The 24,541-nt window shown below is 67.3% G+C and carries 18 protein-coding genes; 7 read left to right on the top strand and 11 right to left on the bottom strand.

Annotated elements, in window-relative coordinates; all coding sequences use genetic code 11:
- Positions 1-572 precede the first annotated feature (572 nt).
- Positions 573-1,292 (top strand): fibronectin type III domain-containing protein, encoded by a 720-nt coding sequence (locus ACOGXD_RS14705; RefSeq protein WP_419915766.1) that lies wholly within the window; start codon positions 573-575, stop codon positions 1,290-1,292.
- A 198-nt stretch (positions 1,293-1,490) separates the two neighbouring features.
- Here ACOGXD_RS14705 and ACOGXD_RS14700 read toward each other — a convergent pair whose 3' ends face one another.
- Together ACOGXD_RS14700 and ACOGXD_RS14695 are read right to left on the bottom strand one after the other, a co-directional pair.
- A complete protein-coding gene (locus tag ACOGXD_RS14700) occupies positions 1,491-3,299 on the bottom strand; it encodes a fibronectin type III domain-containing protein (RefSeq protein ID WP_419915765.1) in 1,809 nt (602 codons plus the stop codon).
- 121 nt (positions 3,300-3,420) lie between these two features.
- The gene (locus tag ACOGXD_RS14695; protein ID WP_419915764.1) at positions 3,421-5,796 is read right to left on the bottom strand and encodes an ATP-binding protein; all 2,376 of its coding nucleotides are present in this window, start codon (positions 5,794-5,796) and stop codon (positions 3,421-3,423) included.
- Positions 5,797-6,046: 250 nt separating this feature from the next.
- On the opposite strand from ACOGXD_RS14695, the gene ACOGXD_RS14690 reads away from it, so the two are divergent.
- Entirely contained in the window at positions 6,047-8,653 is a 2,607-nt protein-coding gene (locus ACOGXD_RS14690) for a molybdopterin cofactor-binding domain-containing protein (RefSeq protein ID WP_419915763.1), read from the top strand.
- A 30-nt stretch (positions 8,654-8,683) separates the two neighbouring features.
- Here the strand turns inward: ACOGXD_RS14690 and ACOGXD_RS14685 are convergent, their stop codons facing one another.
- The 4 genes from ACOGXD_RS14685 to ACOGXD_RS14670 form a co-directional block, all read right to left on the bottom strand.
- On the bottom strand, positions 8,684-9,496 hold the full coding sequence (locus ACOGXD_RS14685; protein WP_419915762.1) for an enoyl-CoA hydratase-related protein: 813 nt from the start codon (positions 9,494-9,496) through the stop codon (positions 8,684-8,686).
- Positions 9,489-11,546: an acetate--CoA ligase family protein gene (locus ACOGXD_RS14680; protein WP_419915761.1), complete on the bottom strand. Its 2,058-nt coding sequence runs from the start codon at positions 11,544-11,546 to the stop codon at positions 9,489-9,491. Before ACOGXD_RS14680 ends, ACOGXD_RS14685 begins: the two co-directional genes overlap by 8 nt.
- Before the next feature lie 43 nt (positions 11,547-11,589).
- Positions 11,590-12,765 carry an acyl-CoA dehydrogenase family protein gene (locus ACOGXD_RS14675; protein ID WP_419915760.1) on the bottom strand — a complete coding sequence of 392 codons (1,176 nt, stop codon included), beginning with the start codon at positions 12,763-12,765 and terminating at the stop codon, positions 11,590-11,592.
- A 66-nt stretch (positions 12,766-12,831) separates the two neighbouring features.
- Entirely contained in the window at positions 12,832-14,355 is a 1,524-nt protein-coding gene (locus ACOGXD_RS14670; protein ID WP_419915759.1) for a 3-hydroxyacyl-CoA dehydrogenase NAD-binding domain-containing protein, read from the bottom strand.
- Positions 14,356-14,522: 167 nt separating this feature from the next.
- Here ACOGXD_RS14670 and ACOGXD_RS14665 point away from each other — a divergent pair, with 167 nt between their 5' ends.
- The 4 genes from ACOGXD_RS14665 (at position 14,523) to ACOGXD_RS14650 (ending at position 18,591) form a co-directional block, all read left to right on the top strand.
- Positions 14,523-15,458: an LLM class flavin-dependent oxidoreductase gene (locus ACOGXD_RS14665; protein WP_419915758.1), complete on the top strand. Its 936-nt coding sequence runs from the start codon at positions 14,523-14,525 to the stop codon at positions 15,456-15,458.
- 61 nt (positions 15,459-15,519) lie between these two features.
- On the top strand, positions 15,520-16,569 hold the full coding sequence (locus ACOGXD_RS14660) for an amidohydrolase family protein (protein WP_419915757.1): 1,050 nt from the start codon (positions 15,520-15,522) through the stop codon (positions 16,567-16,569).
- A 39-nt stretch (positions 16,570-16,608) separates the two neighbouring features.
- The gene (locus ACOGXD_RS14655; protein WP_419915756.1) at positions 16,609-17,775 is read left to right on the top strand and encodes a diaminopropionate ammonia-lyase; all 1,167 of its coding nucleotides are present in this window, start codon (positions 16,609-16,611) and stop codon (positions 17,773-17,775) included.
- Between the two features lie 39 nt (positions 17,776-17,814).
- Positions 17,815-18,591 carry an enoyl-CoA hydratase-related protein gene (locus tag ACOGXD_RS14650; RefSeq protein WP_419915755.1) on the top strand — a complete coding sequence of 259 codons (777 nt, stop codon included), beginning with the start codon at positions 17,815-17,817 and terminating at the stop codon, positions 18,589-18,591.
- A 16-nt stretch (positions 18,592-18,607) separates the two neighbouring features.
- Here ACOGXD_RS14650 and ACOGXD_RS14645 read toward each other — a convergent pair whose 3' ends face one another.
- The 3 genes from ACOGXD_RS14645 to ACOGXD_RS14635 all read right to left on the bottom strand — a co-directional run bounded on the left by ACOGXD_RS14645 (position 18,608) and on the right by ACOGXD_RS14635 (position 21,318).
- Positions 18,608-19,102 (bottom strand): aromatic-ring-hydroxylating dioxygenase subunit beta, encoded by a 495-nt coding sequence (locus ACOGXD_RS14645; protein ID WP_419915754.1) that lies wholly within the window; start codon positions 19,100-19,102, stop codon positions 18,608-18,610.
- A gap of 9 nt (positions 19,103-19,111) precedes the next feature.
- Complete coding sequence (locus ACOGXD_RS14640; protein WP_419915753.1) at positions 19,112-20,419, bottom strand: aromatic ring-hydroxylating oxygenase subunit alpha; 1,308 nt, start codon at positions 20,417-20,419, stop codon at positions 19,112-19,114.
- A gap of 62 nt (positions 20,420-20,481) precedes the next feature.
- Positions 20,482-21,318 (bottom strand): phytanoyl-CoA dioxygenase family protein, encoded by an 837-nt coding sequence (locus ACOGXD_RS14635; RefSeq protein ID WP_419915752.1) that lies wholly within the window; start codon positions 21,316-21,318, stop codon positions 20,482-20,484.
- 67 nt (positions 21,319-21,385) lie between these two features.
- Here ACOGXD_RS14635 and ACOGXD_RS14630 point away from each other — a divergent pair, with 67 nt between their 5' ends.
- Positions 21,386-22,291: a nitroreductase family protein gene (locus ACOGXD_RS14630; protein ID WP_419915751.1), complete on the top strand. Its 906-nt coding sequence runs from the start codon at positions 21,386-21,388 to the stop codon at positions 22,289-22,291.
- A 31-nt stretch (positions 22,292-22,322) separates the two neighbouring features.
- Here the strand turns inward: ACOGXD_RS14630 and ACOGXD_RS14625 are convergent, their stop codons facing one another.
- Positions 22,323-23,561, bottom strand: a complete 1,239-nt coding sequence (locus tag ACOGXD_RS14625) for an acyl-CoA dehydrogenase family protein (RefSeq protein ID WP_419915750.1) — start codon at positions 23,559-23,561, stop codon at positions 22,323-22,325.
- A 181-nt stretch (positions 23,562-23,742) separates the two neighbouring features.
- Positions 23,743-24,534 carry an SDR family NAD(P)-dependent oxidoreductase gene (locus tag ACOGXD_RS14620; protein ID WP_419915749.1) on the bottom strand — a complete coding sequence of 264 codons (792 nt, stop codon included), beginning with the start codon at positions 24,532-24,534 and terminating at the stop codon, positions 23,743-23,745.
- Between the last annotated feature and the right edge of the window lie 7 nt (positions 24,535-24,541).

Here is a 24,541-nt window from a genome sequence, read left to right as displayed (position 1 = left end):
CGGGATTTTCTACCCCCCCCCCCCCCCCCCCCCGCGAAAAGCAACAACCAAACCTGCTTCCAGACCATGATTTAGCCCTCTGACCAGCAGTTTTAGAAATTCAATGCACTCCCGCATCGGCGCGCCACAGGCACGATTTGTCGCGCTGCCGCCAGCACAGCTTCCACCAATGCCGGGGAGATTCACTGATGTGCAGAGCCATTCATTCGCAGAATCGCGCATGTCCGGCAGAACTCATAGATTGAGCCGACTACGCTCGGCCCATGTCGGGCAGATGGCAGCCCGCTCCGCGGGTTGTCGCCGCGCCCCTTGCCGAGTGCCCGGTCAGAGCGCCAGACGCCGACCGTGGGAACGGCCCTCGGCGTCGAAGCCGTGTTGTCCCGGCGACGGTCGGGCGGGCGTCTGCCTGCGATCGATCCCGAGGGAGGGTCTGAGACGAGGACGAAGAGAATGCTGGCGGTCGCCTTGTTGGCCGCGGTGGCGCTGGCAGCACAGTCGGCGGCGGCGGCAGCGCAAGACGGTGCACAAACGGGGGCACCCGGCGAGGTCGACCCGGACGGCCTTCGATCAGCTTGCTGCACCCGATCCACAACGGCTTTCAGATGTACTGGTACCCGCCGGCGAGCGTCGGCGACAGCGTCACCGGCTACGACGTCGAGTACCGGGCGTACAACGCAGTCACCTCGAGATGGGGCAATTGGTCCGACGCCGGCCACACCGGCACCGACACGTTCTTGTTGCGCACCGGCCTGAATGCGCAGACAAGGTACGAAACACGGGTACGCGCGTGGATCGGCAATCGATACAGCAGGTGGTCGCTTCACGGATCGGACGCGAACAGGGGCACTGCGAGGAACTATCAGGGTGCTGGCCGTCCCGACCCGCCGACGGTGCCCACTGCCACCGCCGACCACGGAAAGATCACGGTGCTGTGGACCGATCCGGGCACGGCCAACAACTCAGTGGCAGCCACGGTGTATCAGGTGGCTTGGCGCTCGGGTTCGGAGATCAAGTACTCGCCGAGGCTGCCCGCGACGACAGGCGGCAACGGCCCGCTCACCTACCGCTTCGACGTGCTCTACGGCGTCGACCTGCGGCACTCAGGGTTCGCTTTCGACCCGGCCACCCGCGTGCTGTCCAGCATCACCGGCGATGGCGTCTCGCCCTATGCGAGGGTGCAGTACGTCGCATACACGGTGACCGACTCCACAGGGGAGACGGGCCGGGCGCAGTGCTTCGCCATCATGAGGATTCACGCCGGCATGACCATGAACACCCCGACGGGCGACTAGGCGCACTGCCCACAGACGCTGTTGACGCGGCTGGCGGCTTGCGCTGGCGAGACGCTGCCGGCCTGCCGCTTTGACCTGCCGGTATTCCGTCGCGTCGATCACGCCGTCGCCGCCGGATGCGCCACCGGTACTTGGTGCCGTCGGTCAGCCCAATTCCCGTGTGGCTTCGCACAAGAGCACAACCCCGGACGGTGGCTGCTACGGGACGGTGACCGTGGTCTTGGTCCACTTGCCGCCGCCTGTGGCGTTCTTGGCCCGCACATAGACGGTGTGCGTTCCGGCCTTGACCTTGCCGAAGGTCACGCTGGTGGCGTCGGCGTCGACTCGCTTGGTCTTCGCCTTGCCCTTCTTTGCGGTCTTCAGCCGCACGACGTACGTGCTGGGCTCGCCGCCCTGGGGGGGCGCCGTCCACGACACGGTGACCTTCGAGCCGTCGACCGTGGTCTGTACGTCCGCCACTGCACCGGGCTTCTCGGGCGGGTCGGATTCGGCGGCGTCCTCGGTGGCGTCCTCAGTCGGCTGTGCCTGCTGCTGTTGCTGCTGTGCCTGCTGCTGTTGCTGCTGTGCCTGCTGCTGTTGCTGTTGCGGTGCCTGTTCCTGCTGTTGTTGCTGTTGTTGCTGTTGTTCCGGCGGGCTGCCCACCAGCTCGGCGGGCGTGGCCAGGACGGTCTCGGACCAGTTGCCGGTTCCGAGGGCATTGCGAGCCAGAACCTGCACCTCGTAGACCTGATTGTTGGCAAGGCCCGTGATCGTGTATGAATCCACGTCGCCCACGTCTCGGCCCACCGAGTCTTCCCACGGGCAGCACGGGTCGTCGGGCAGGGCACGCCAGCGCACGCTGTAGCCGCTGATGACCGCCCCGGGGTAGCCCTTGTCGGAGGGCGGATCCCAGCTCACCGCCAGCGACGCGTCACCCGACGCAGCCGCCACATTGAGCGGCCAGTAGGGCGTGGAATGCGCCGTGAGGGTCGCCGTGGCCCATGCGCCGGTGCCCGAGCTGTTCTTGCCCGCTACCCGTACTACGTAGTCGTCGTTGTCGTGCAGCCGGGTGAAGATCTTGCCGCCGCTGGTCGTCAAGTCGATGACGCCGGCGGTGCTCCATGCCGGCGCCGACTGGTCGCTGCGGAGCTTGCCGTACTCGAGCACCGCTTCGGTCGCGCCTGTGGGCAGTGTCCACGACATCGTGACGCGGTGCTTCCCGCCGGCGGCGTCCTGAGCGAGCGTGAGGCCGGTCGGCGCCGCGAGGCTTCCCGACGGGGCCGCACGGATCACGTTGACGCTGTAGGTGCGGTAGTACGCGCTGTATTCGGCCGCCACCCGGATCTGGAAATAGTTGGGACCCGGCTCCAGGCTGATCGCAGCGCTGGCAGTGCCGCTGGCGATCTCGGCGCCGTTGTAGGTGATCGTCGCGTTCGCGTCGTTGGCGGTGGGCGTGAAGGTGACGCTGGTGACCGAGTTCGCCACCGTCGCCGTGTAGGTGACATCGCTCCATCTCTGCGGGTCGAATGCCGGCGCGAGCGTCCCCGACGAGAGCGTGAGCGACTGCAGGCTCGAGTCGTTCGAGGCGACCGTCAGGGTCGTGTTCAGCGTCACCCAGTCGCTGTAGGCGCCCTGGGACTCCGAATAGGAGCGAACCTCGAAGTCGTAGGACTCGCCGATGGTCAACCCGTCGATGTCGTGATAGTCGCGGTACCTGGGGGCAATGGCGCCCTGCTCGCTCGGCTGCCACGCACCGGCCGGCTGGCTCCCCTTGGCAGCGACGCGCCAGCGGACGTAGTAGCAGGTGATGTGGTCGCGGTTGGTCGGCAGGTCCCACTGGACATATGAGTCAGTCCGGCTGACGACCTGGTTCTGATCGTCGAGCGAACGGTGTACCCGGCTGATCGATCTCAGATCCGACGGCGCCTCAGGCTGCGTTGAAGCGCCGACGGGCGTCGCAGGAAACACCAGCAACGTCGCCAGCAGAGCGGCCGCCATCGCAGCCATCGATATCCGAGCATTCCGCATCCCTGGGTTCCTTTCGCCGCGAGCCGGGCTCGCAGCGCCAGAGCATGCCAGATCGTTTCAATGAACGAAACAGTATCGAGAGGAAGTTTGTAAGAAACCCAGGATGGCTCTGTGAACAGCTCTATGACTGGCCGGGGGGCATGCGGTAGCCGACGCGTGGCTCGGTGAAGATGTAGCTGGGGCTGCCGGCGTCGTCGCCGAGCTTGCGTCGGAGCCGCTTGATGACGTCGCGGACCAGCCAAGGCTCGCCGACTCGCTCAGGCCCCCAGACCCGGTGCAGCAGCGCGCTGTGGGTCAGCACCCGGGGGGCGTTGGCGGCCAGTTCGTGGAGCAGGTTGTACTCGGTGGCGGTGAGTTCCACCGGCTCGCCGGCCACCGCGGCGCGGCGCTGGGCGTAGTCGATGCTCAGCCCGGCGGCTTCATAGGGCGCCGACGGCTCGCCCTCGAGGAGGTCGACCTGCTTGCGCAGCGCTGCGCGGACCCGGGCGGTCAGCTCGGTGGGCGAGAACGGCTTGACCACATAGTCGGTTGCGCCCATGTCAAAGGCTCGGGCAATGGTCTCGTCGTGGCCGTATGCCGACAGGAAGATGACCGGCACGTCGGCCCGTGACCGCACATCGGTCATCACCTCGATGCCGTCGCGGTCGGGCAGCACCAGGTCGAGCAGGACGAGGTGGGGTCTGTGCTCGGCCATGATGCGGCCGATGTCGGCGGGGTTGCCGGTTGCGACGGTCGCATAGCCGGCCCCGCTGAGGATGTCGGTGATGTAGCGCAGCGCCTGGGGGTCGTCGTCGACGGCCAGTACGCGGACTTGGCGTTGTGCCGACGGCCGCGACCCGCCCGAGCCCGCTGCCGCAGCGGCGGTCGCGGCCTCCGCCAGCGGCAACGTGAAGGTGAAGCGCGCCCCGAGGCCCGCCCCGTCGCTTTGTGCCCAGATGCGCCCGCCGTGTGCCTCCACGATGCCCCTGCAGATGGCGAGCCCCAGGCCCGCCCAGGCGAGGCCGGTTCCGTGGTCTGGGCCGTGTGCACGCGAGAACTGGCGGAACAGATCGGGCATCTGCTCCGACGGAATGCCCCGGCCCTGATCGGTGACCGAGATCGCGACGTGCGCTCCGTCCCGGGCAGCGGTCACCTCTACCGGCGACCCGCCAGGCGAGTAGCCGGCGGCGTTGACGAGCAGGTTGCTCAGCACCTGGGCGATGCGCAGCCGGTCGGCCATCACCAGCGGCAGATCCGCTGCCAGCTCCACGTTGACGGGGTTCGGGGCATCGCCGGCAAGGAACCTGCTCATCGCATCGTCCACCAGCTGGTGCACGTCGGCCGGTTCGGGGGCGACGGGCAGGGTGCCGGTGTTGATGCGGGCGACGTCGTGCAGATCGCCGATCAGGTGCCGCATCTGGTCGGACTGGTCGCGGATGATGCGAAGGAACTGCGCGGTCTCCGCAGGGTCCAGCCCGCCGGGGCTGTCGAGCAGCGTGGACACCGAACCCATGACCGCGGCGAGGGGCGTGCGCAGCTCGCGGCTCACCATCGCCAAGAACTCGGCCCGCAGCCGCTCCTGCTCGTCCAGCGGCGTCATGTCCTGGAGCGTCACGACCAACGACACCGCCGCACCGTCATCGGAGAGGATCGGTGTGAGGTTGAGCAGGGCGCTGACGCTCGGACCGTCGGCAACCCGCAGCGAGATCCGCTCCGCCCTGATCGTCTCCCCAGCCCCGGCCAGTTCCATGAGCGACAGTTCGCCCAGCGTCACCACCTCGCCGTCGGCCCTCACACAGGTCACCATCTCCAAGAGATCCTCCAGCGACCGGTTGTCCTCGCACAGGCTCTCGACGATGCGCTCGGTCTCGCGGTTGACCCATACCAACTCCTCGGATGCGACATCGATGACGACGACGCCTACCGGGGAGGTATCCACCAGCGTCTCCAGATCGGCCCTGGCTCGCTGCAAGTCGCGGTGGCTGCGAGCATTGGCGATGACCAGCGCCGCCTGGGAGGCGAACATCACCAGCGTCTCCTCGTCGGCGCCGGTGAACTCGGCTCCGGCGTCCTTGCCGCCCACGAAGAGGTGGCCCACCGGGCCTCCTTGGTAGAGCATCGGCACCGCCACGAGTCCGAACGCGTCCGCCGGCACCGGGATCTCGAATTCGGTGAATCCGAGCGATCGGACATGGGACTCCAGATCGTCCACTCTCAGGGGTCCGGCGATCTCGGTCAATGACTCGAAGATCTGAGGACCGTCCGGAGTGAGCAACAGCCGTTCATCCTGCTCGGCCGTGGTCCCCGAGGACAAGAAATCCTCTGCCTGCCCCCCCTCGTCGAGCAAGGTCATCACCCCGTAATGCGCGGCAGTGACGTCTCTGGCCGAGTCGAGAACATCCTGGAGCACTGTGCTGAACTCCATGCCCCTAGTGAAGCGCAGGCTGGCCTCGCTGCGTCGCGCGATGCGCTCTTGGAACGTTTCGAATTCTTGATTGGTCTGGTGGTGTTCGTTCATGACATCCGTTCGGTCTTGGGCGCAACTGTGCCCCGGAGCGAGTCGATGATCACAAGATCCATAGCCAAATTATAGAGTTATTCACATATGCAGACATGTAATGTGCATATCCACATGAAAACTGCCGAGCATGCGGTTGCGGCGCACTGGCATCGGCGAGTGCTGTGGTGCGAATGGCTGCGCAACGATGCGACAATGGCCCTTGGGGAGGGGACAGCACGACACCGCTGTCCCGGAGACGAGGTTGCCGATGACGGCAGAGAGTTCGGTGACAGAGTTCGTGCTGAATGGCTCGCCGGTCACCGTGGCCAGCGATCACGAGCATCTGCTGGCGGCATTGCGAGACGAGCTGGGGATCATCTCTCCCAAGGACGGTTGCGCGCCGTCAGGTCAGTGCGGCTGCTGCACAGTGCTGGTGGACGGCAAGGCCCGGGTGGCCTGCCAGACCAGCCTCGAGCGCTCGGCCGGCACGGAGATCACCACGGTCGAAGGTTTCGATGAGGCCGAGCTGGACGCCATGGCGAACACGTTCGCCGCGCACGGCGCTCTGCAGTGCGGATTCTGCACCCCGGGCATCGTGGTGCGGCTGAAGGCCCTGCTCGACCGCAAGGGCTCGGCGCTGACACGTGAAGAAGCCAGCCGTCACCTGGGCGGGCACCTGTGCCGCTGCACCGGCTACACCAAGATCCTCGACGCGGTGGAATCGCTGGCGGCGGGAGAGGTGCCGGTGGCGCTGCCGCCCAAGGGCGTCGGCAGCTCGGGCGTCCGCTACGAGGCTCGCGAGCTCACGCTCGGCAGCCGCCCCTACATCGACGACATGTATCCCGACGGCATGCTGCATGGGGCGTTGCGGTTTGCCGACCATGCCCGCGCCGACGTGCGGTCCATTGACACCGGCGCCGCCGAAGCCGAGCCCGGCGTGCATGCCGTGTTCACCGCTGCCGACATCCCCGGCGTGCTGCGAGTGGGCCTCATCCACAAGGACTGGCCGGTGATGATCCCCGTCGGCGGGCGCACGTCCTACCTCGGCGATGTGCTCGCCATCGTCGTGGCCGACAACCGGCCTGCTGCGCGACGTGCTGCAGAGCTGATCGAGGTGTCCTACGACGTCCTCGAACCCATGACCGACCCGGTGCGAGTGAAGGACAGCGATATCGACGCCGTCTGGGAGCTCGACGGCAACATCCTGTCCCGCTCCACCTACTCCCGCGGCGACGTCGACGCTGCGCTGGCCGCCTCCGCGCATGTCGTGACTGAGACATTCCAAACCCAGCGCATCGAGCACGCCTATCTCGAGCCCGAATCCACCCTTGCCGTGCCCACGCCCGCCAACGGGGTCGCCGCCGGGCTGCACGTGTACACCGGCGGGCAGGGCATCTGGGACGACCGCAACGACATCGCAGCGGTGCTGGCGCTCGACCCCTCCATCGTGACGACCGAGCTGGTTTCGAACGGCGGGGCGTTCGGCGGCAAAGAGGACATGTCGAACCAGGCCCATACGGCGCTGGCGGCATGGCTGACGGGTCGCCCGGTGCGGATCACGCTGTCGCGTGAAGAGTCGCTCCTCATGCATCCCAAGCGGCACCCCATCCGCATGACCTATGAGGTCGGCTGCGACGCCGAGGGCAAGCTCGCTGCGGTACGGGCCCGCATGTTCGGCGACTCGGGTCCCTATGCGTCGGTGGGCATGAAGGTGCTCGAGCGGTCGGCCGGGCATGCCACCGGGCCGTACCTGGTGCCGGCGGTGGATGTCGAGTCGGTCGCGGTGCGCACCAACAACCCGGTGTGCGGTGCGTTCCGGGGGTTCGGTGCCAACCAGGCACAGTTCGCCATGGAAGGCGTGATGGACCGGCTGGCCGAGGCGGTGGGCATCAGCGGGTTCGAGATGCGCCAGCGCAACGTGGTGGTGCCCGGGGGAGTGTGGGGACCGGGCCAGATCATGGACGACGGCTGCTTGGGCGCCCAGGCGTGCCTCGATGCTGTGCGCGAGCCGTACGAGGCGGCCCGTGCTGCGGGCAAGCCGGTCGGGATCGGGCTGGGGCTGAAGAACTCCGGCTTGGGGAACGGTTTCAAGGAGATCGCCAAGGCGATTGTGCGCTTCTGCGGTGACGGCACCGTCGAGGTCCGTCACTGCTGGACCGAGATGGGCCAGGGCGTGCACACCGTGGCGTTGCAAGTGGCCGTGGAGGAGCTCGGCGTCGACCCGGAAGCGGTGCGCGTCATCGTGGATTCCACACGCGAACTCGGCGCCGGCCAGACCACTGGCAGCCGGGGCACGCTCATGGGCGCCGGCGCAGTAGCCGATGCGTGTCGTGCTGCACTCGCCGACGGCTGCCGGCCCGAGACGGACTACGAGGGCGAGTACCGGGTGGACTGGACGAACTCGCTGTCGGAGGGCTTGGAGCACCCGATCATCCATTCGACCTTCGGCTACGCCGCGCAGGTCGTCATCCTCGACCCCGACTCCGGCGACGTGGAGCGAGTCATCGCTGCTCACGATGTGGGCCGAGCCGTGAACCCGGTGCTGTGCGAGGGCCAGATCGAGGGCAGCGTGCACATGGGCCTCGGCTACGCACTCAGCGAGGGCTTTCCTGCCGACGCCGACGGGCGGCCGCTCAATTCCACGCTGCGCAGCCTCGCGATCATCCGGCCCAAGGACATGCCCGACGTCGAGGTGATCCTGGTGGAGTCGCCGCAACCCGGTGCTCCCTACGGCATCAAGGGCGTCGGCGAGATCGGCCTCGTGCCGACGGCAGGCGCAGTGGCGGCTGCGCTGCGCGAGCACGAAGGCGTCTGGCACAACGAGTTGCCGATGCGCAACCCGTCCAACCGCGAACGAGCCGACGCCTGGGTCTAGCCAGCTTCGACAACTGGCGGCATTGGGGGCTCAGCCACCCTGCCAGCGGGGAGAGCGTCCTTCCGCGAAAGCGCTGGATCCTTCGGAGGCATCGGAGGAGACCAGCATCGCCTCATATGCCGCCAAGCCGCCCGATCGCAACAACTCGAATGCGTCCGCGAGCGGCAGGTGCTTGGTGCGGTCTCGTATCTCAGCGATGGCTGCCACCGCCAGCGGGGCGGCCTCGGTCACTCGGGCGGCGAGCGCGCGGGCCTCGCTCATCAAATCGTCGGCACTGACCACCGCGTTGACCAAGCCCCAACGCAGCGCTTCCGCGGCATCGAGGCGACGGCCTGCGAACAGGACCTCGTTGGCCACGACCGGCGGCAGCATCCGCCCCAGGCGCACCGATCCGGCGTCGGGCACGATGCCCAGGTTGGCCTCGGGCAACCAGAAGCGGGCGTGGTCGGCGGCCACCACCAGATCGGCGGCCATCACGATCTCGAACCCACCGCCCACGGCCATGCCGTTGACCGCCGCGATCACGGGTTTGTTCAAGCCGGGCAGCTCGCCGAGGCCACCGAAGCCTCCGTCGCCGTAGTCGGCCTCGTACTCCTCGCCCTCTGCGGCGGCGTTCAGATCCCAGCCCGCACTGAAGAACCGGCTGCCGCCGCCGGTGAGGATTGCCACCCGCAATTCGGGATCGTCGCGAAAGGCAGCGAACACCTTGCTCAATTCTCGGCTGGTGGCGGCGTCGATGGCGTTGGCCTTGGGGCGGTTGAGCGTGACCTCCAGCACCGGAGGATGGGCGACGACCTGTACCGCGGTCTGCCCAGGGATTGGCGTGGGGGTCTGATCAGTCATTTGCGACCACCATCAGGGCATCGGCTGCCACCGCTGCATGCGGGGTCACGAGCAGCGGGTTGATTTCGATTTCGACGATGCGGTCATCGTCGCGCACCAGCGCCTCCAGCAAGCTGACGGTGTCGACCACAGCATCGACGGCCCCAGCCGGACGACCCCGGTAGCCGGCGAGGACAGGCCACAGTCGCAGACTGCGAAGCGCTTCAATCGTGTCGCCTGCCGCAGGCAGCAGCAGGGAAGCAGTGTCGTCAAGCACCTCGGTCAGCGTGCCGCCGGCGCCCACCGTCAGCATCATTCCCACCGGCGGTGATGAGCGCACGCTCACCAACAGCTCGGCCACCACGTCAGTGATGCACGACTCCACCATGACCGTTCCGCCTCCGACGGAGGCGGCGACCCGCTCAGCAGCTGCGGCAACCGAGGCGGCATCGGCGAGCCCGACCACGACGCCACCGGCATCGCTCTTGTGCGCTGCACCGACGGCCTTGACAGCGACTGGGTAGCCGATCTCATCTGCGGCAGCCGGGGCCTGCTGCGGCTCGACCAGCCGACCCATCGGCACCTCGATGCCAGCCGCCGCCAGACGCGGCTTTGCCTCGTGCTCAAGCAGGACCGATGTGCCGAGGGGAGCCTCTCGAGCCTTCACCACCAACGAGCCCGCCTCGGCTTCCGTGTGGTCGAGATGGTGCCCCCATGCGGCGGCCGCCTCCAATGCAGACAGCGCGTTGTCGATGTCGCCGCAGGCAGCCAGCCCCCATGCGGCGGCTTGAGAGCGGGCCTCGTCGGGCAGGTTCTCTGCCAGCGATACCGCCACGACGCCGGGAGTGTCGCCGTTGGCGCAGGCCGTGGCGAACGCCTGCATCGTCGGCCACCAGCGCGAGCGATCCAGCCCCTCGGCGGGGAAATCGAGCAGCAAGACGGCGGCATCGAACGGTGCGCCGTTGCCGGAGGCACCCAGAACAGATTCGAAACAGCGACTCAGCCTGTCCAGGTCGCCCCAGATGAATGTGTGATAGTCGAGCGGGTTGGTGACCGCGACGCGGCCGTCCAGCGCAGCCGCCACGCGGGCGGCGTGGTCGGGTGCGAATTGCGGGAAGCTCAGGTTGCGCCCTTGGCTGCGGTCGGCCACCAGCGCCGCCTCGCCGCCCGAGCAGCTCAATGACACCACGCGGTTGCCCCCCAGAGGGCCGGTGGAACAGAGGGTGGACAGAGTGTCGACCAACCCGTCGATGGATTCGACGCGGTGGATGCCCAGCTTCCGAAAGAGCGCGTCGTAGGCAGCGTCGTCGCCCACGAACGAGGCGGTGTGGGTGACCGCGATCGCGCCCGATGACGGCGAGGCGCCGACTTTCACCGCCACTACCGGAAGGCGTCGCCGACGAGCCACTGCCGCGGCCTCGACGAAGCGCTCGACGTCGTTCAGGCCTTCCATGCACAGACCCACGCCGGTTGTGGTGTCGTCGGCGACCACTGCCTCGAACGCTTCTGAGATCCCGACGTCGGCTTGGTTTCCCAGGCTGATGACCCAGGCCACATCGAGACCGCGGCGACTCATGGTCAGGTTTACGGCGATGTTCCCACTCTGGCTCAGCAGTGCCACGCCCCTGGTGCGACGAATCAGACCGTGGACGTCCGGCCACAGGGCGGCGCCGGTGGGCGCTGAGAGCATTCCGTAGCAGTTGGGCCCCAGTACCGCCATCGCGCCCGCTGCTTCGACCAGCTCGACTTGGCGGATCTTGCCGGCCGCGCCGACCTCGGCAAACCCCGAGGCATGACAGACAGCGACGCCCACACCGGCTTGGGAGAGGCGGCGCACGGTGTCGATCGTGGCGTCGTGGTCGACGCCGACGAACGCAGCGTCGATGCCTTCGGGCAGCTCGGCAACGGAGGCGACCGTGGGCAGGTCGCCCAGGGTGCGGTGAGGGTTGACCCCCCACATCTCACCTGCGAAGCCGAATGCCCGGCAGGCGTCAATCGACTGTTCGGCGGCGATGCCTCCGACGAATGCCAGCGACCGTGGCCGCAACAGCCGATCCAGCCGACCAGTCATGCCGTCCCAGTCATGTCGCTGCGATGACTTGTGTCATGGCGGTTCAGCAGCCGAGGGGCCGCAGCATGTCACGAGACACGATGTGGCGCTGGATCTCGCTGGTGCCGTCCCAGATGCGATCGACCCGGGCGTCGCGCCAGATTCGCTCCAACGGAAGCTCGTCCATCAGCCCCATGCCGCCGAGGATCTGTATGGCCTCATCCGACACGAACTGCAGCATCTCGGTGGCCGACAGCTTGGCCATGGCGGCGTCGGCGTCGGTCATCTCGGCCCGCTCGGAGAGCCACGCGGCCCGGTACGTCATCATCTCGGCTTGGGCGAGGCGGAGGCGCATGTCGGCCAGCTTGAACGACACGCCTTGGAATCGCCCGATCCGTTGGCCGAACTGCTCACGGGTGGCGGCCCAGTCGAGCGCCACCGACAGTGCCCGGTCGGCGCGTCCCAGGCACACAGCGGCCACCTGCAGGCGGGTGCTTCCGAGCCACTCGTTGGCAACGTCGAAGCCTCGATGTTCCTCGCCGAGCAGCTTGCTCGCCGGCACTCGGGCGTTGTCAAAGTTCAGGATGAGGTTGTGGTAGCCCCGGTTTGACACGCAGTTGTAGCCAGGCACCCGTTCGACGCCGGGGGTGTCGAAATCCACCAGCAGGGCTGAGATCAGCTTGCGGGGACTGCGGCCCGGCGTATCGGCGTCTGGAGCATCGATGCCCGTGGTCGCGAACAGGATCACATAGTCGGCCAGATCCGCGTGGCTGATGAAGTGCTTGGTGCCGTTCACCACGAATTCGTCGCCGTCGCGCTCGGCCCGGCAGGACATGCCGCGCAGGTCAGAGCCAGCGTCGGGCTCGCTCATGGCCAAGCACTCCACCCGTTCGCCTCGCACGGTAGGCACCAGGTAGTCCGAGATCTGATCACCGGTGCAGGCCCGCAAGATGTTGGAGGGGCGGGCCACGATGTACTGCAGGGCGTAGGACGTCCAGCCGAAAGCCCGCTCGGCCATGGTCAGCGTCAAGTCGTCAAGCCCCCCGCCGCCGAGCTCGACGGGCATGTTGGCGGCGTAGAGGCCAGCATCGACGGCCCTGTTGCGTATCTGCTCCACCAGATCGGGCGGAACCTGACCGGAGCGCTCCACCTCGTCCTCATGCGGCACGAGTTCGCGCATGGTGAAGGTGCGCACGGTGTCGACCACCATCTGCTGGGTGTCGTCGATCGAGAAATCCATCGGTGTTGCTGTCCTGGCTGTTGTGGCGCTACAGGTGAGCGCGTTGGCGGAGTGGTGCGTGCAGTGCTACGTCGGAAGCAGCGCCATGCGGCTGCCGGCCTGCGGCGGCGTCGGCATCGATGCGTGTGCTGCAGTGATGGCCGCAACTGCCGCTGCTGGGCCGTCTGCCAACGGAGCACTGCGCCCGGCGGCCGTGTCGACATGAACCAGCATCTGCTCACCGACGCACAGCACCTCATCGTGTTTGTGGTCGCTGTGGTGTTGCTCGTCGCGCTGGCGTTCGTCGTGGCCGTGCCGGTGCCCGTCGCACCTGTGCATCGTGTGGAAGATGTGCAGGCGCTTGGCATCGCTGCCCAGCACTTGGGTGGTGATCCGCAGCGGCTCGCCTGCCGACGCCTCGCGCAGATGAGTCAGGTGGGTCTCGGCTGTGTAGTACGAGTGGCCGGCGGCGCGGTAGGCCTCGTCGATCCCGATGTAGCGGAACAGGGCATCAGCCGCCCAGCCGAACGCGGTCAGGAACGCCCACTCGGTCATGTGGCCGTTGTAGTCCACCCAGTCGGGCATCACGACGGTCGAGTACAGGTCTAAGGGAGCAGCCACTTTGCTGCTCGGCGACCACCGTCGATGCTGTGCATTCGCGGCTACCAGAATGCGAGCCTCCCGCTCCGCCATCAGACGGCCTGCACCCAAGCCGCTGGGCCGGAGCGCCCTCATCACTGCCAGCAGGCCGTCGTCGCGCAGCCGTTCGAGTTCGGCAATCGACCGTGGGCCAGCTTGATCCTCGCAGCCGGCGGCCATCGCCTCGATCAGCTCGGGGGTCAGCTCCGGAGCCTCCAGCCGTGTCCACGGCAACGCCAGTGCCGGGCCGAACTGGCTCAGCATGTGGCGCATGCCGCCGTCTCCTCCGGCGAGGTGGAACGTGAGATTTGTGCCCATGGCTGCCCAGCGCAGACCTGGGCCGTAGACGATGGCGTCGTCGAGCTCCGCAGTAGTAGCGACGCCGTCGTTCACCAAGTGCAGATTCTCGCGCCACAGAGCTTCTTGGAGGCGGTCAGAGAGGTAGCCCTCAATCTCGTTGCGCACGACCAGCGGGTGCATCACCAGATCGTCGTAGTGCTCCAGGGCCGCGGCCAGTGTCTCGTCGCTGGTGGCCTCGCCCCGCACTACCTCGACCAGCGGCAGCAGGTACACGGGGTTGAACGGGTGGCCGATCACGAGCCGCTCGGGATGAGCGAGCGACTCCGCCAGCTTGCTGGGCAGCAGTCCCGACGAGCTGCTTGCGATCGGCGTGCTGGGATCAGCCGCAGCGTCCACTTCGGCCAGCAACGACTGCTTCAACGATTCGACCTCTGGGGCGCTCTCTTGCACAAAATCGGCCGAGGCGGCCACCTCTTGCGCGCTCGAGGCCCAGCGCAGCCTGTCAGGATCGGCATCGGGGAACAGTCCCAGGTCAGCCGCCGACGGCCATGCCCGCTCGATAGCCGATCGCAGCCGCTGCTCAGCGCCATCACCCGGATCCCACGCCACCACGTCATGGCCCCGTGCCAAGACGCGAACAGCCCAGCCGGCGCCGATGACCCCAGTGCCCACGAGCCCGATGGTTCGCCGACTGTTCTTCACCGCAGCAGCGCCCTCCCCCGACAACCCCAAACTAGGTTGCGTGCCTTGGCGAGTCACCCTGTTTCTTGTGCAGGCCCGTGGGGAGTCCCTGCGTGTGGCGGAGGCTGTGCGTGGCGCGAGGTGGCAGAGTGCTCGCCATGACGTCACCTGGATCAATCACGTTCGGTCTGCTGCTGCCCTCGCGAGAGCTGGCGATGTATCCGCCGCACGACGGCGATGCGCGCCGACTTGTCGAATGGGCTGTGCGAGCGGAAGAGCTTGGTTTCGATGCCGTGTGGATCGGCGACTCCTTGCTCGCCAAGCCGAGAGCGGAGCCGCTCTCGGTGCTGGCGGGTGTAGCGACGGCCACCGAGCGTGTCGATCTCGGCACGGCGGTGCTGCTGGCCTCGATGCGCAGCGCCACCCAGCTCGCCCAGCAGGCCGCCACGGTGGATGCTCTCTCGGGCGGCAGGCTCATCCTGGGTGTCGGCGCAGGCCCACCCGGAGCGGAGGTCAACGCCGATTTCGACCTGGTCGGCGCCGATTTCAACCGGCGAGGCACCCTGATGATGGAAACCGTGCATCGGGCTCGTGAGCTCTGGCGCGCCGAAGGCACACCCACCCAGCGGCGGCTGCAGCCGGTCTGCGTCAGCGATGGCGGGCCGCGCCTGTGGCTGGGGGGCTCAGGCCCGCGCGGACTCGAGCGTGCAGGCCAGCACTTCGACGGCTGGTTCCCCACGGCACCGGCCGCGGACACCTTCGGCGAACAGCTCGCGACCGTGCGCAGCCATGCGGCCGACGCAGGCCGCGATCCGGCATCGATCACCGCCGCGGCGTACCTGACGGTCAACATCGGCGAGCCGGAAACCGCCGCCGCGGAGGTGGCCGAGCATTCGAAGCTCTACTACGGGGTAGAGATCGAGGTGCTCCGGCGCATAATGGGCACCTACTCGGGCACACCTGCCGAGGTTGCCGCCTGGCTGCAGGGCTACATCGACGTTGGCTGCGAGCACATCTGCATCCGGTTGGCCTCGCCAGACGTGGACACCCAGCTCGACCGCCTTGTCGCGCTGCTCCCCGAACTCCGTCAGTAGGCGGATCGGGCCGTCCGACCGCTGCTCAATCGACGCCGAGGCCGGGGTTACGCTCGCAGCCGTGAGCGAGGAGGGTGCGACGACGCCGGGACTGGTGTGCTCGCATCATCACCTCTACTCGGCGCTGGCCAGGGGCATGCCTGCACCGCCGCGCACGCCAGGGGGCTTTGCCGAAATCCTCGAGCTGGTCTGGTGGCGTCTCGACCGAGCGCTCGATCTGGAGATGCTGGGGTGGTCGGCGAAGCTCGGAGCGCTGGAAGCGCTGGAATCGGGCTGCACGGCGATCGTGGATCATCACGAGTCTCCCAACGCCATTGAGGGATCGCTCGACGTGATCGCAACGGCGTGCGCCGAGGTCGGCGTGCGGGTGAGCTGTTGCTACGGCGTCACCGACCGTCACGGCAGCGACGGCGCCAGGCGCGGTCTGGCAGAGAACGAGCGCTACCTGGCCGCCGGCGGCCAGGGCTACGTCGGCGTCCATGCGTCGTTCACCTGTACCGATGACACGCTTGCGTCGGCGGCGGAATTGGCAAGCCGGTACGACGTGGGCGTGCACATTCACGTGGCCGAAGGCCCCCCGGACGCGGATGCCGCAGAGCGGCTGGCCGGTCTCAGCGACGATCGCTGGCTGCTTATCCATGGCGTGCACCTGCCCACCGAACACGGTCTCGCCGGGACGATCGTGCACAACCCTCGCTCCAACATGAACAACGCAGTCGGCTATGCCAATCCCACGCGCTTCGCCGCCGCGAACCCCATCGCGCTCGGCACCGACGGCATCGGCGCAGACATGCTCGATGAGTTCCGGGTGGCCTACGCCCGGCTGCGTGAGCACGACGTCACCGCTTCGCCCGACCCGCCGTGGGAATGGCTCGCACGAGGCTGGGAGCTGATGCCCGACGCCCGCAACGACACGGTGCGCTGGTCGTACCCCAGCGCCGATCCGTGGCACCTCGCCTATACGCCTGGCGTGCACCCCCTCGACATCACGATCGACGGGGAGCAGGTGCTGGCCGGCGGCATCGCGACGCGTGTTGATCCAGCTGAGGTGCGGGCCAAAGCGGCCGAGCAGGCCCAGCGGCTATTCGCGTCGCTCGACGAACTCGATTGAGACCGAACTCGACGGAGACACGGATTGGGGAGGTCAGCAATGGGTGCTCTGGTCAACCGGAACCCACTGTTCGACGGGCGCGACTGGCCAGCTGTGTCGCCCGAGGTGATGGCGTTTCACCGCCGGCTGCCTGCATATGCGCCGACCCTGGTCATCGATGCTCCCCGGCTGGCCGACAGTCTGGGCGTGGGGCAGGTGCTGGTGAAGGCCGAGACGCAGCGCATGGGCCTGCCCTCGTTCAAGATTCTGGGTGCTTCGTGGGCTTCATACCGCGCTGTCTGCGAGCACATCGGCCAGGAGCCCCCGCCTTGGGCCAACATCAACGAGTTGGCAACCAGCTTGGCGCACCTGCGGCCGATGACGCTGGCGGCTGCCACCGATGGCAACCACGGGCGAGCGGTCGCGTTCATGGCACGCCTGCTGGGCTTCGACGCGCACATCCTGGTGCCCGACGGCACCTCGGAGGCTCGCATCGCCGCGATCGAGGGCGAGAGCGCCACGGTGACCGTCGTGGACGGCACCTACGACGACGCCATCACCCAGAGCGCCGAGATGGCCGGCGATCGCTGCCTGGTCGTGTCGGACACCTCGTGGCCGGGGTACGAGACAATTCCCGCCAACGTCGCCGAGGGCTACACGACGATCTTCGCCGAGGTCGACGACGCGCTCGCCGCCAATGGCATCGACCAACCAGATCTGGTCGCCGTCCCCGTGGGTGTCGGCGCCTTCATGGCTGCGGCGGTCACCCACTACCGCAGCGGGGAGCATCGGCCTGTGCTGGTGTCGGTGGAGCCCGACGACGCCAACTGCGTGCAGATGTCGACGATCAACGGGGAGATCACCGAGACTCCCGGCCCGCACCGGTCGATCATGGTCGGCCTCAACTGCGGGGTGCCCTCGCCGCTGGCGTGGCCGATGATGGCGAGCGGCGTCGACTGGTGCGTGTCGGTGAACAGCGACGCAGCCGGTGCGGCCATGGCGGATTTGGCCGATTCGCAGGTGGTCGCCGGCGAGACCGGCAGCGCCTCGCTGGCCGGCGTGCGAGCACTCCTGGCCGATGAGCAGGGCTCAGCGGCGCTGGACGACCCCGCAAGCGCCACCGTGCTGGTCATGGTGACCGAGGGCGCCACCGACCCAGCGAACTACGAACGCATCGTCGGCCGCCCACACACCCAGGTTGGCCGGGTGCTATCCGCAGTACGTTGAGCGCCAGCCAAGTGGCCTGAAACACGGGGGAGGCTCGTCATGCCGCTGGATCAAGCGAACTATCAGGCAATGCTCATCGACAAGCGTGACAACGGCGTCGCCGTGGTCACGCTGAACCGCCCAGAACGGCTCAACGCCGTGAACGGCCAGATGCACCACGAGATGGCCAGCTTCACCCGCGACGCCCAGACCGACGACGACGTGAAGGTCGTGGTGCTGGCCGGTTCGGGCCGTGCGTTCTGTGCGGGGGGCGACTTCAGCGACACCGGCGGGCCGGCAGTCAGCTTCGAAGAGGGGCGCCAGATCGTCGATCACCTGCTCGAGCTGCGCAAGCCGATCATCTCCGCCGTGCAGGGCTACGCCATGGGCCTCGGCGCCAACATCGCCCTGCTGTGCGATGTCGTGGTGGCAGGGCACAGCTCGGTGTTCGCCGACACGCACGTCAACATGGGCATCGGCGCGGGCGACGGCGGCCAGGTGATCTGGCCGCTGCTGATGGGGGTCAACCGGGCCAAGTGGCATCTCATGACCGGCGAGCGGGTCACCGGCCAGATGCTCTACGACATGGGGCTCGTCAACTTCCTGGTGGACGATGACGCGATTCTCGACACGGCCGTCGAGAAAGCAGACCAGCTAGCGGCTGGCCCGCAGAAGGCCATCAGCGCCTCGAAGGTGCCCATCAACAACTGGATCCGGCAGATGTCGGCACAGATCCTGCCGCTGTCGCTGAGCCTGGAGGGCGAGACGTTCCACAGCAGCGACGCCCGGGAGGCCCAGCGGGCGTTCGTGGAGAAGCGGCCGCCCAAGTTCGACTAGCCATTCATGGCGCTGCTCAGATGATGAAGGGCAGGTTCGGCAGCGGCGACGTGGAGTTCACCAGCTCCACTGTCTTGGCCGCCATGCGCAGTCCGTCGGCTGTGCGCCGCAAGCGGTGTGTCGCCCGGCCTGCCCATAGGCGCAGGTGCCCGGTTGCCTGAACGGCGTGCTCGTAGAGCACGAAGTTGCTGCCAACCTCGAACTCGTCGCCTTCCGCGCTCAGGATCTCGATGTTCGACACCACCCGGCGCATCGATGACGGCGGGTCCTGTGCGTGATGAACGCCAGTGGCGAGCTGCCGGATGCGGGTGCCCAGGCGGGCCCGGTTGTCGTTGATGTAGCTGACCCGGGTGCCGGGCTCGTAGTCACCCGGGCCGAACGGCACCCAGTAGTGCATGTCGTCGGTGACCAGCGCCTCCCACTCGTCGTAGCGGGACTCGTCCGCCAGCCGGGCTTCGAGATACACGAATGCCTCGATGTCGCGACGCGTTGGCTCGTCCACGGTCGCCATCGCAGTTGCTCAGACGCCGTTGTGCCGGTCGCCCACCACGCTGGCCATGACCTCGCGGTAGTGATGCCAGAAGCCGCGATTGGTGGTCTCGTCGGTGATGTCGCTCCAGCGCTGACCGTCTGCCGACTGTTCGCGCTCGAGGCCTCGGCTGAGATCGACCCAGCCGTCGTCGCCGACAGCAGCCCCTTCGAAGGCCCGGTGCATGCGTTCGGCGATCACGGCATCGTCGGTCAGGAAGAACGATGCAGGGCCCATTGCCGCTTCGGACTGCAGCACCAGCCGCCGGTTGACGCTCTCGTCGGTGCCCTCGACCAGCAGGGGAGTGTGGCGGTGCACCGTGACCCCCGGTGCGACCGGTTCGATCCGAGCGATGTTCATCTCGGCCAGGAACAGGTTCGGGAACACCAGGGCGTGCGGCGGGCCGTCCCACATGATCGTCTTGGCCTTCTCGGGGCCATAGGACCCCTCGAGAGCATCGCAGTAGTCGGCGACCTTCTCGCGTGTGGTGCCGAGCCAGGCCAACTCAGCGGTGTAGCTGCGGCGGAAGTCGAGTTCGAGATGACCGCCGTCGTAGGCGCGGGTGGCCGACTCTGAGGCCTCCTCGCCGGTCATCACGATCTCGTCGTAGTAGGTATCGGGGACGGCCCGGGCCATGGACGCGTGCGTGAAGTTGAGGTGGTAGCCGTCGTGGTCGCTCTCGGGCCACATCTTCCAGTTGGAGTCGATCCGCTGACCGATCCAGCCCGCAGAGAGGCGGACCCTGCCGGTGGGCGACATATTCGAGGTGCGATCGATGAGATCAGTGCCGCCTGCGCCGAGATGGTCGCTGAGCGAGCCGGCGGTGCCGCTGCGATTGGCGAACACGAACCCCCGGTAGTCGTCGACCTGGCCGGGACGGTCGAGCCCGAGATCGGCGGTGTCCTTGTGGAAGCCCTTGGGCCCGGGAACGCCGAGCAGCGTGCCGTCGAGGTCGTAGGTCCAGCCGTGGTAGGCGCAGCGGAAGTTGCGGTTGTTGCCGTCGTTCTGCGGGCAGAGCGTGGTGCCGCGATGGGCGCAGCGGTTCGCCACGACGCTGATCGCGCCGTCACGGTTGCGCACCATGAGCACCGGCTCGGTGCCGAGGCGCCGGGAAACCCAATCGCCTACCTCGGGCACCTCCGATTCGTGGCCCACGAACGCCCAGCCGTCGGTGAAGATGCGTTGCATCTCGTCTGCGAACACCGCCGGATCGGTGTAGAGGCTGCCGTGGATGCGGTCGTCCTGTACGAGGTGCCGGTAGTCGTGCGATGCCGGTGAGCTCTGCACGGTCAGTGCCATCGATGTTCCCCCTCGGTGTCATCGAACGCTAGGCGCTCAGGCCCAGCTGTTGCTGATACCTGCTAGATCCCGGGCGTCCGGTAGCCGTCGCGCCGCCACAGGATGGGGAAGTGGTTCTCGTCCATCTCGTCGTCGGCGAGCCGCGCATAGCGGGCGTAGATCGGGCCGTTGCCCTCGCCGAAGCCAGCCCGGTCGAACCGGGCCTCGCTGGAGGCGCAGTGCAGCACGAGCGCGCGCCGGTGCCGATCAGACTCATTCGGCCCCGACCCGTGCCACGTCCAGCCGTGATGGAACGATCCGCCCCCGGCGGGAACTTCCACCGGCACGAGGTCGACTTCTGCACCGCTGGCGCCGGCGGCAGCCGCCACGGTGGCCCGGTAGTCCTCCGGTGCATGGAACTCGCCCATCTGGTCTCCGCCGGTCGGCCATCGGTGCGATCCCCGTGCGATCTCCATCGTGCCGCCTCCGGCCGCCGTGTCGTCGAGTGCGATCCAGCACGAGAACATCTCGGTCGGCGTGTACCAAGCCAAGTAGGCGTTGTCACGGTGGAAGCCGACAGAACGTGCGCCGGGGGGCTTCCACAGCACGTTGTCCTGGATGATGCGGGCGCCAGTCCAGCCAGCCAGCGTGGCCACGGCCTCGCCCAGGCGGGCATCGAGCACCGTCGAGGCGATCAGCCGGTCAGCCTTCCAACCGTTGCATATCTGCCTGGTGAGCGTCGGATCGTCGCGGCCCGAGAGCCAGTTGACCTCATCTGGGGAGATGCCGGTCTCGAAGTCGCCGCAGAACAGCTGCTCGAACCGCTCCCTGAGCGGCTCGAGCAGCTCGGGGTCGATCAGCGAATCAACCGTGACGAAGCCGTTGGCCTCGAACGATGCCACATCGCCGGCCGTGAGCATCTTCCCAAGCTAGTTCCGGTACGTCGCCGTACTCTCGAAGGGCGCATCACGAAAGGATCGGAGTGACATGACGGCTGAGCCGGCCTTTGCACCGGGCACACCTGGCTACCGGGCGATCGTGGATCATGCGCTGATGACCACCCGGGGCGTGCGCCAGCGCCTCGACTTCGACAGGGATGTCGATGATCAGATCATCCTCGACTGCATCGACGTTGCCGAGCAGGCACCGACCGGTGGGAACAACGGCAGCCGCCGGTGGATGATCATCAGGGATCAGCAGACCAAGGATCGGATGGCTGATCTGTACCTGTCGGCCGGCGTCGACTGGGTGATTGAGACGGCGAAACGGCTGGAAGGCAGCGGCCACCCGAACGAACGGCTGATGGCCGGTGCACGTCACCTCGGCGAGAACATCGCTAGGACGCCGGCGCTCGTGATCCCCACGATTCTCGGGCGCCACGACGGCAGCGGACGGCCCGGGCTGTTCGATTCAGTGATCCAGTCGGCCTGGAGCTTCATGGTCGCGTTGCGGAGCAGGGGCCTGGGGACCGTCTGGACCACGATGTACCTCAACGAGGCGCCTGCGGTCGCCGAGCTGCTGGAGCTGCCAGACCATGTGACCCAGATCTGCCTGTTCCCGGTGGCCTACACGGTCGGCACCGACTTCACGCCGACCTCTCGGCGCTACCCGGCTGCTGACATCGCCTACTTCGACCGTTATGGGCGCACTAGGACGCCCACCGGGCCGGGTGTCGTCGATGAGATTGATCTCAAGGCCAAGCCCGACACCGTCCGGGCCGCCATCGAATCGCTCGACTCGCCACCCGAGCGCTGGCGGTTCGACCTCGAGCAGGTACCCGGGGGCAGCCGACTGCGCCTGCACGCCCCGGTCGATCCTGGCGGCGACGCATCGACGGTAATGGCCGAGGTGCGACAAATGCTGGACGCGCTGGCCCAGCAGCTCAAGAGCTAGCTCATCCGCCGTATCTGATGTTCAGGATGTCCTAGGACATCCTGAAATCGGGATCGTGGCGGCGGAGCTCGCGGCGGGCGATGGTCATCTTGTGGACCTCGTCGGGACCGTCTGCGATCCGCAGCGTCCGCATCTGGGCGTACATCTCGGCCAGCGGGAAGAACTGGGTGACGCCGCCGGCGCCGTGGACCTGGATGGCCCGATCGATGATCTTCAGCGCCATGTTGGGCACCACCACCTTGATGCCGGAGATCTCCTGCGCGGCGGCCTTGTTGCCGATGGTGTCCATCAGATGTGCCACATGCAGCACATACTCGCGGGCCTGGTCGATCTCGATGCGAGCCTCGGCGATCCAGTCCTGGATGAGGCCTTGCTGGGCGACCGACTTGCCGAAGGTGTGGCGCTCGAGCGCCCGCTTGCACATGTACTCGAGTGCCCGTTCGGCCACGCCGATGGAGCGCATGCAGTGGTGGATGCGTCCGGGGCCCAGCCGGGCTTGGCTGATGGCGAAGCCCTCGCCCTCGCCTCCCAGGATGTGGTCCTCGGGCACCCTCACGTTCTCGTACACCAACTCGGGGTGACCGCCCCGGTGGTGGTAGCCGAACACCAGCGGGTCGCGCTCCACCGTGATGCCCTCGGCGTCTCGGGGCACCACGATCATCGACTGCTGGCGATGGCGCGGTCCGTCGGGGTCGTTCTTGCCCATCACGATGAGCACCTTGCACTCGGGCCGCAGCGCGTTCGAGGAGAACCACTTGCGCCCGTTCAGCACGTACTCGTCGCTGTCCTTGTCGATCCGCAGGCGGATGTTGGAAGCATCCGAGCTGGCAACCTCGGGCTCGGTCATCGAGAAGGTCGAGCGGAACTCTCCCTCCAGCAGCGGTGCCAGGTATTGCTGCTTGACCCGCTCGGAGCCGTACAGGTTCAGGATCTCCATGTTGCCGGTGTCAGGCGCCGCGCAGTTCAGCGCCTCGGAGCTGAACGACACCTTGCCGAGCTCTTCAGAGATCGGCGAGTAGTCGAGGTTGGAGAGCTTGGTGCCGGGCGCCTGCGGGTCGAGGTGGGGGATGAACAGGTTCCACAGGCCACGCTCGCGTGCCGCCGCCTTGAGCTTCTCCATGATTGCCGGGGTGGCGTGCACCTGCCCGGCGGCTACGAGCTCTTCGTACTGCTCGTTGTACTCCTCCTCGTTGGGATAGATGTGGTCGTCCATGAACGACTTGACGGCCTCCTGCATCTCGAGGCCCTTGTCGGTGTAGGCGTGTGCCATGTCGGTGCTCCCGTCTCGTCGGTGCGGTGGGGCGAGGTCGGCACCCTTCGGTGAGCGGGCGCCACTGCGCCCCGAAAGCTAGCCCGCGGACGTGCGACGTTTCAGAGCCGCGGCCGGGCGGCGGCGACAGCGGGTGTGGCCCACGGGCGCGGCACGCCGCGGCAGATCAAATTGTGGAAGGTCAGATGTAACTGGCGACGCCGCCATCGATGGTCAGGCAGCTGCCGTTGATGTAGTTGGCGGCATTGCTGGCCAGGAACACGATCCCGGAGGCAACCTCTTCGGGTGTGCCGTAGCGGCCTTGGGGCACACCGGTGGAGTTGCGGGCGAAGATGGCCTCGGCATCGGTGTCGTTGGCCTCGGCGATCTCCGCCGCGGCTCGTTCCCACATATCGGTACGGATGAGGCCGGGGATGATGGTGTTGGTGAGGACGTTGTCGGCGCCGTACTTCGTGGCCAGCGCTTTGGCCGTCGCGACCATCGCAGCCTTGGTTGCGGCGTAGTCGATGAGGGCAGGGTTGGGTGAGAATGCGGCACCTGTCGCCACCATCACGACCCGTCCCCATTTCTGCTTGCGCATGTGGGGCAAGCAGTGCCGGGTGCATCTCACCGCTGACATCAGGTTGAGCTGGTGCAGATCGCTCCAGTCGTCGTCAGACATGAACAAGAAGTTGCGCGACGGCGATGCACCGACGTTATTGACCAGGATGTCTGGCGGGCCCGCATCGGCAGTGGCGGCATCGAGGAACTGCTGCGTGGAATCGGCATCGGCCATGTCGGCGGTATATCCCCGGACCGCGCCGGTGCCCGATGGGGGCGAATAGGAGGCCAGCGACTCCACGGCCTCGCTGCCTCTCGCGCAGAAGGCCACCGATGCTCCGTGGTCGGCCAGCAGCCGCACGGCGGCCTCGCCGATGCCCTTGCTGGCACCGGTCACCAGCGCCACTCGTCCTGACAGGTCCATGTCCAGCATTGCGTCC

The organism is Candidatus Poriferisodalis sp. (assembly GCF_965204125.1).
Lineage (GTDB): Bacteria > Actinomycetota > Acidimicrobiia > Acidimicrobiales > Poriferisodalaceae > Poriferisodalis.
This window is presented reverse-complemented; position numbering and strand designations above follow the sequence as displayed.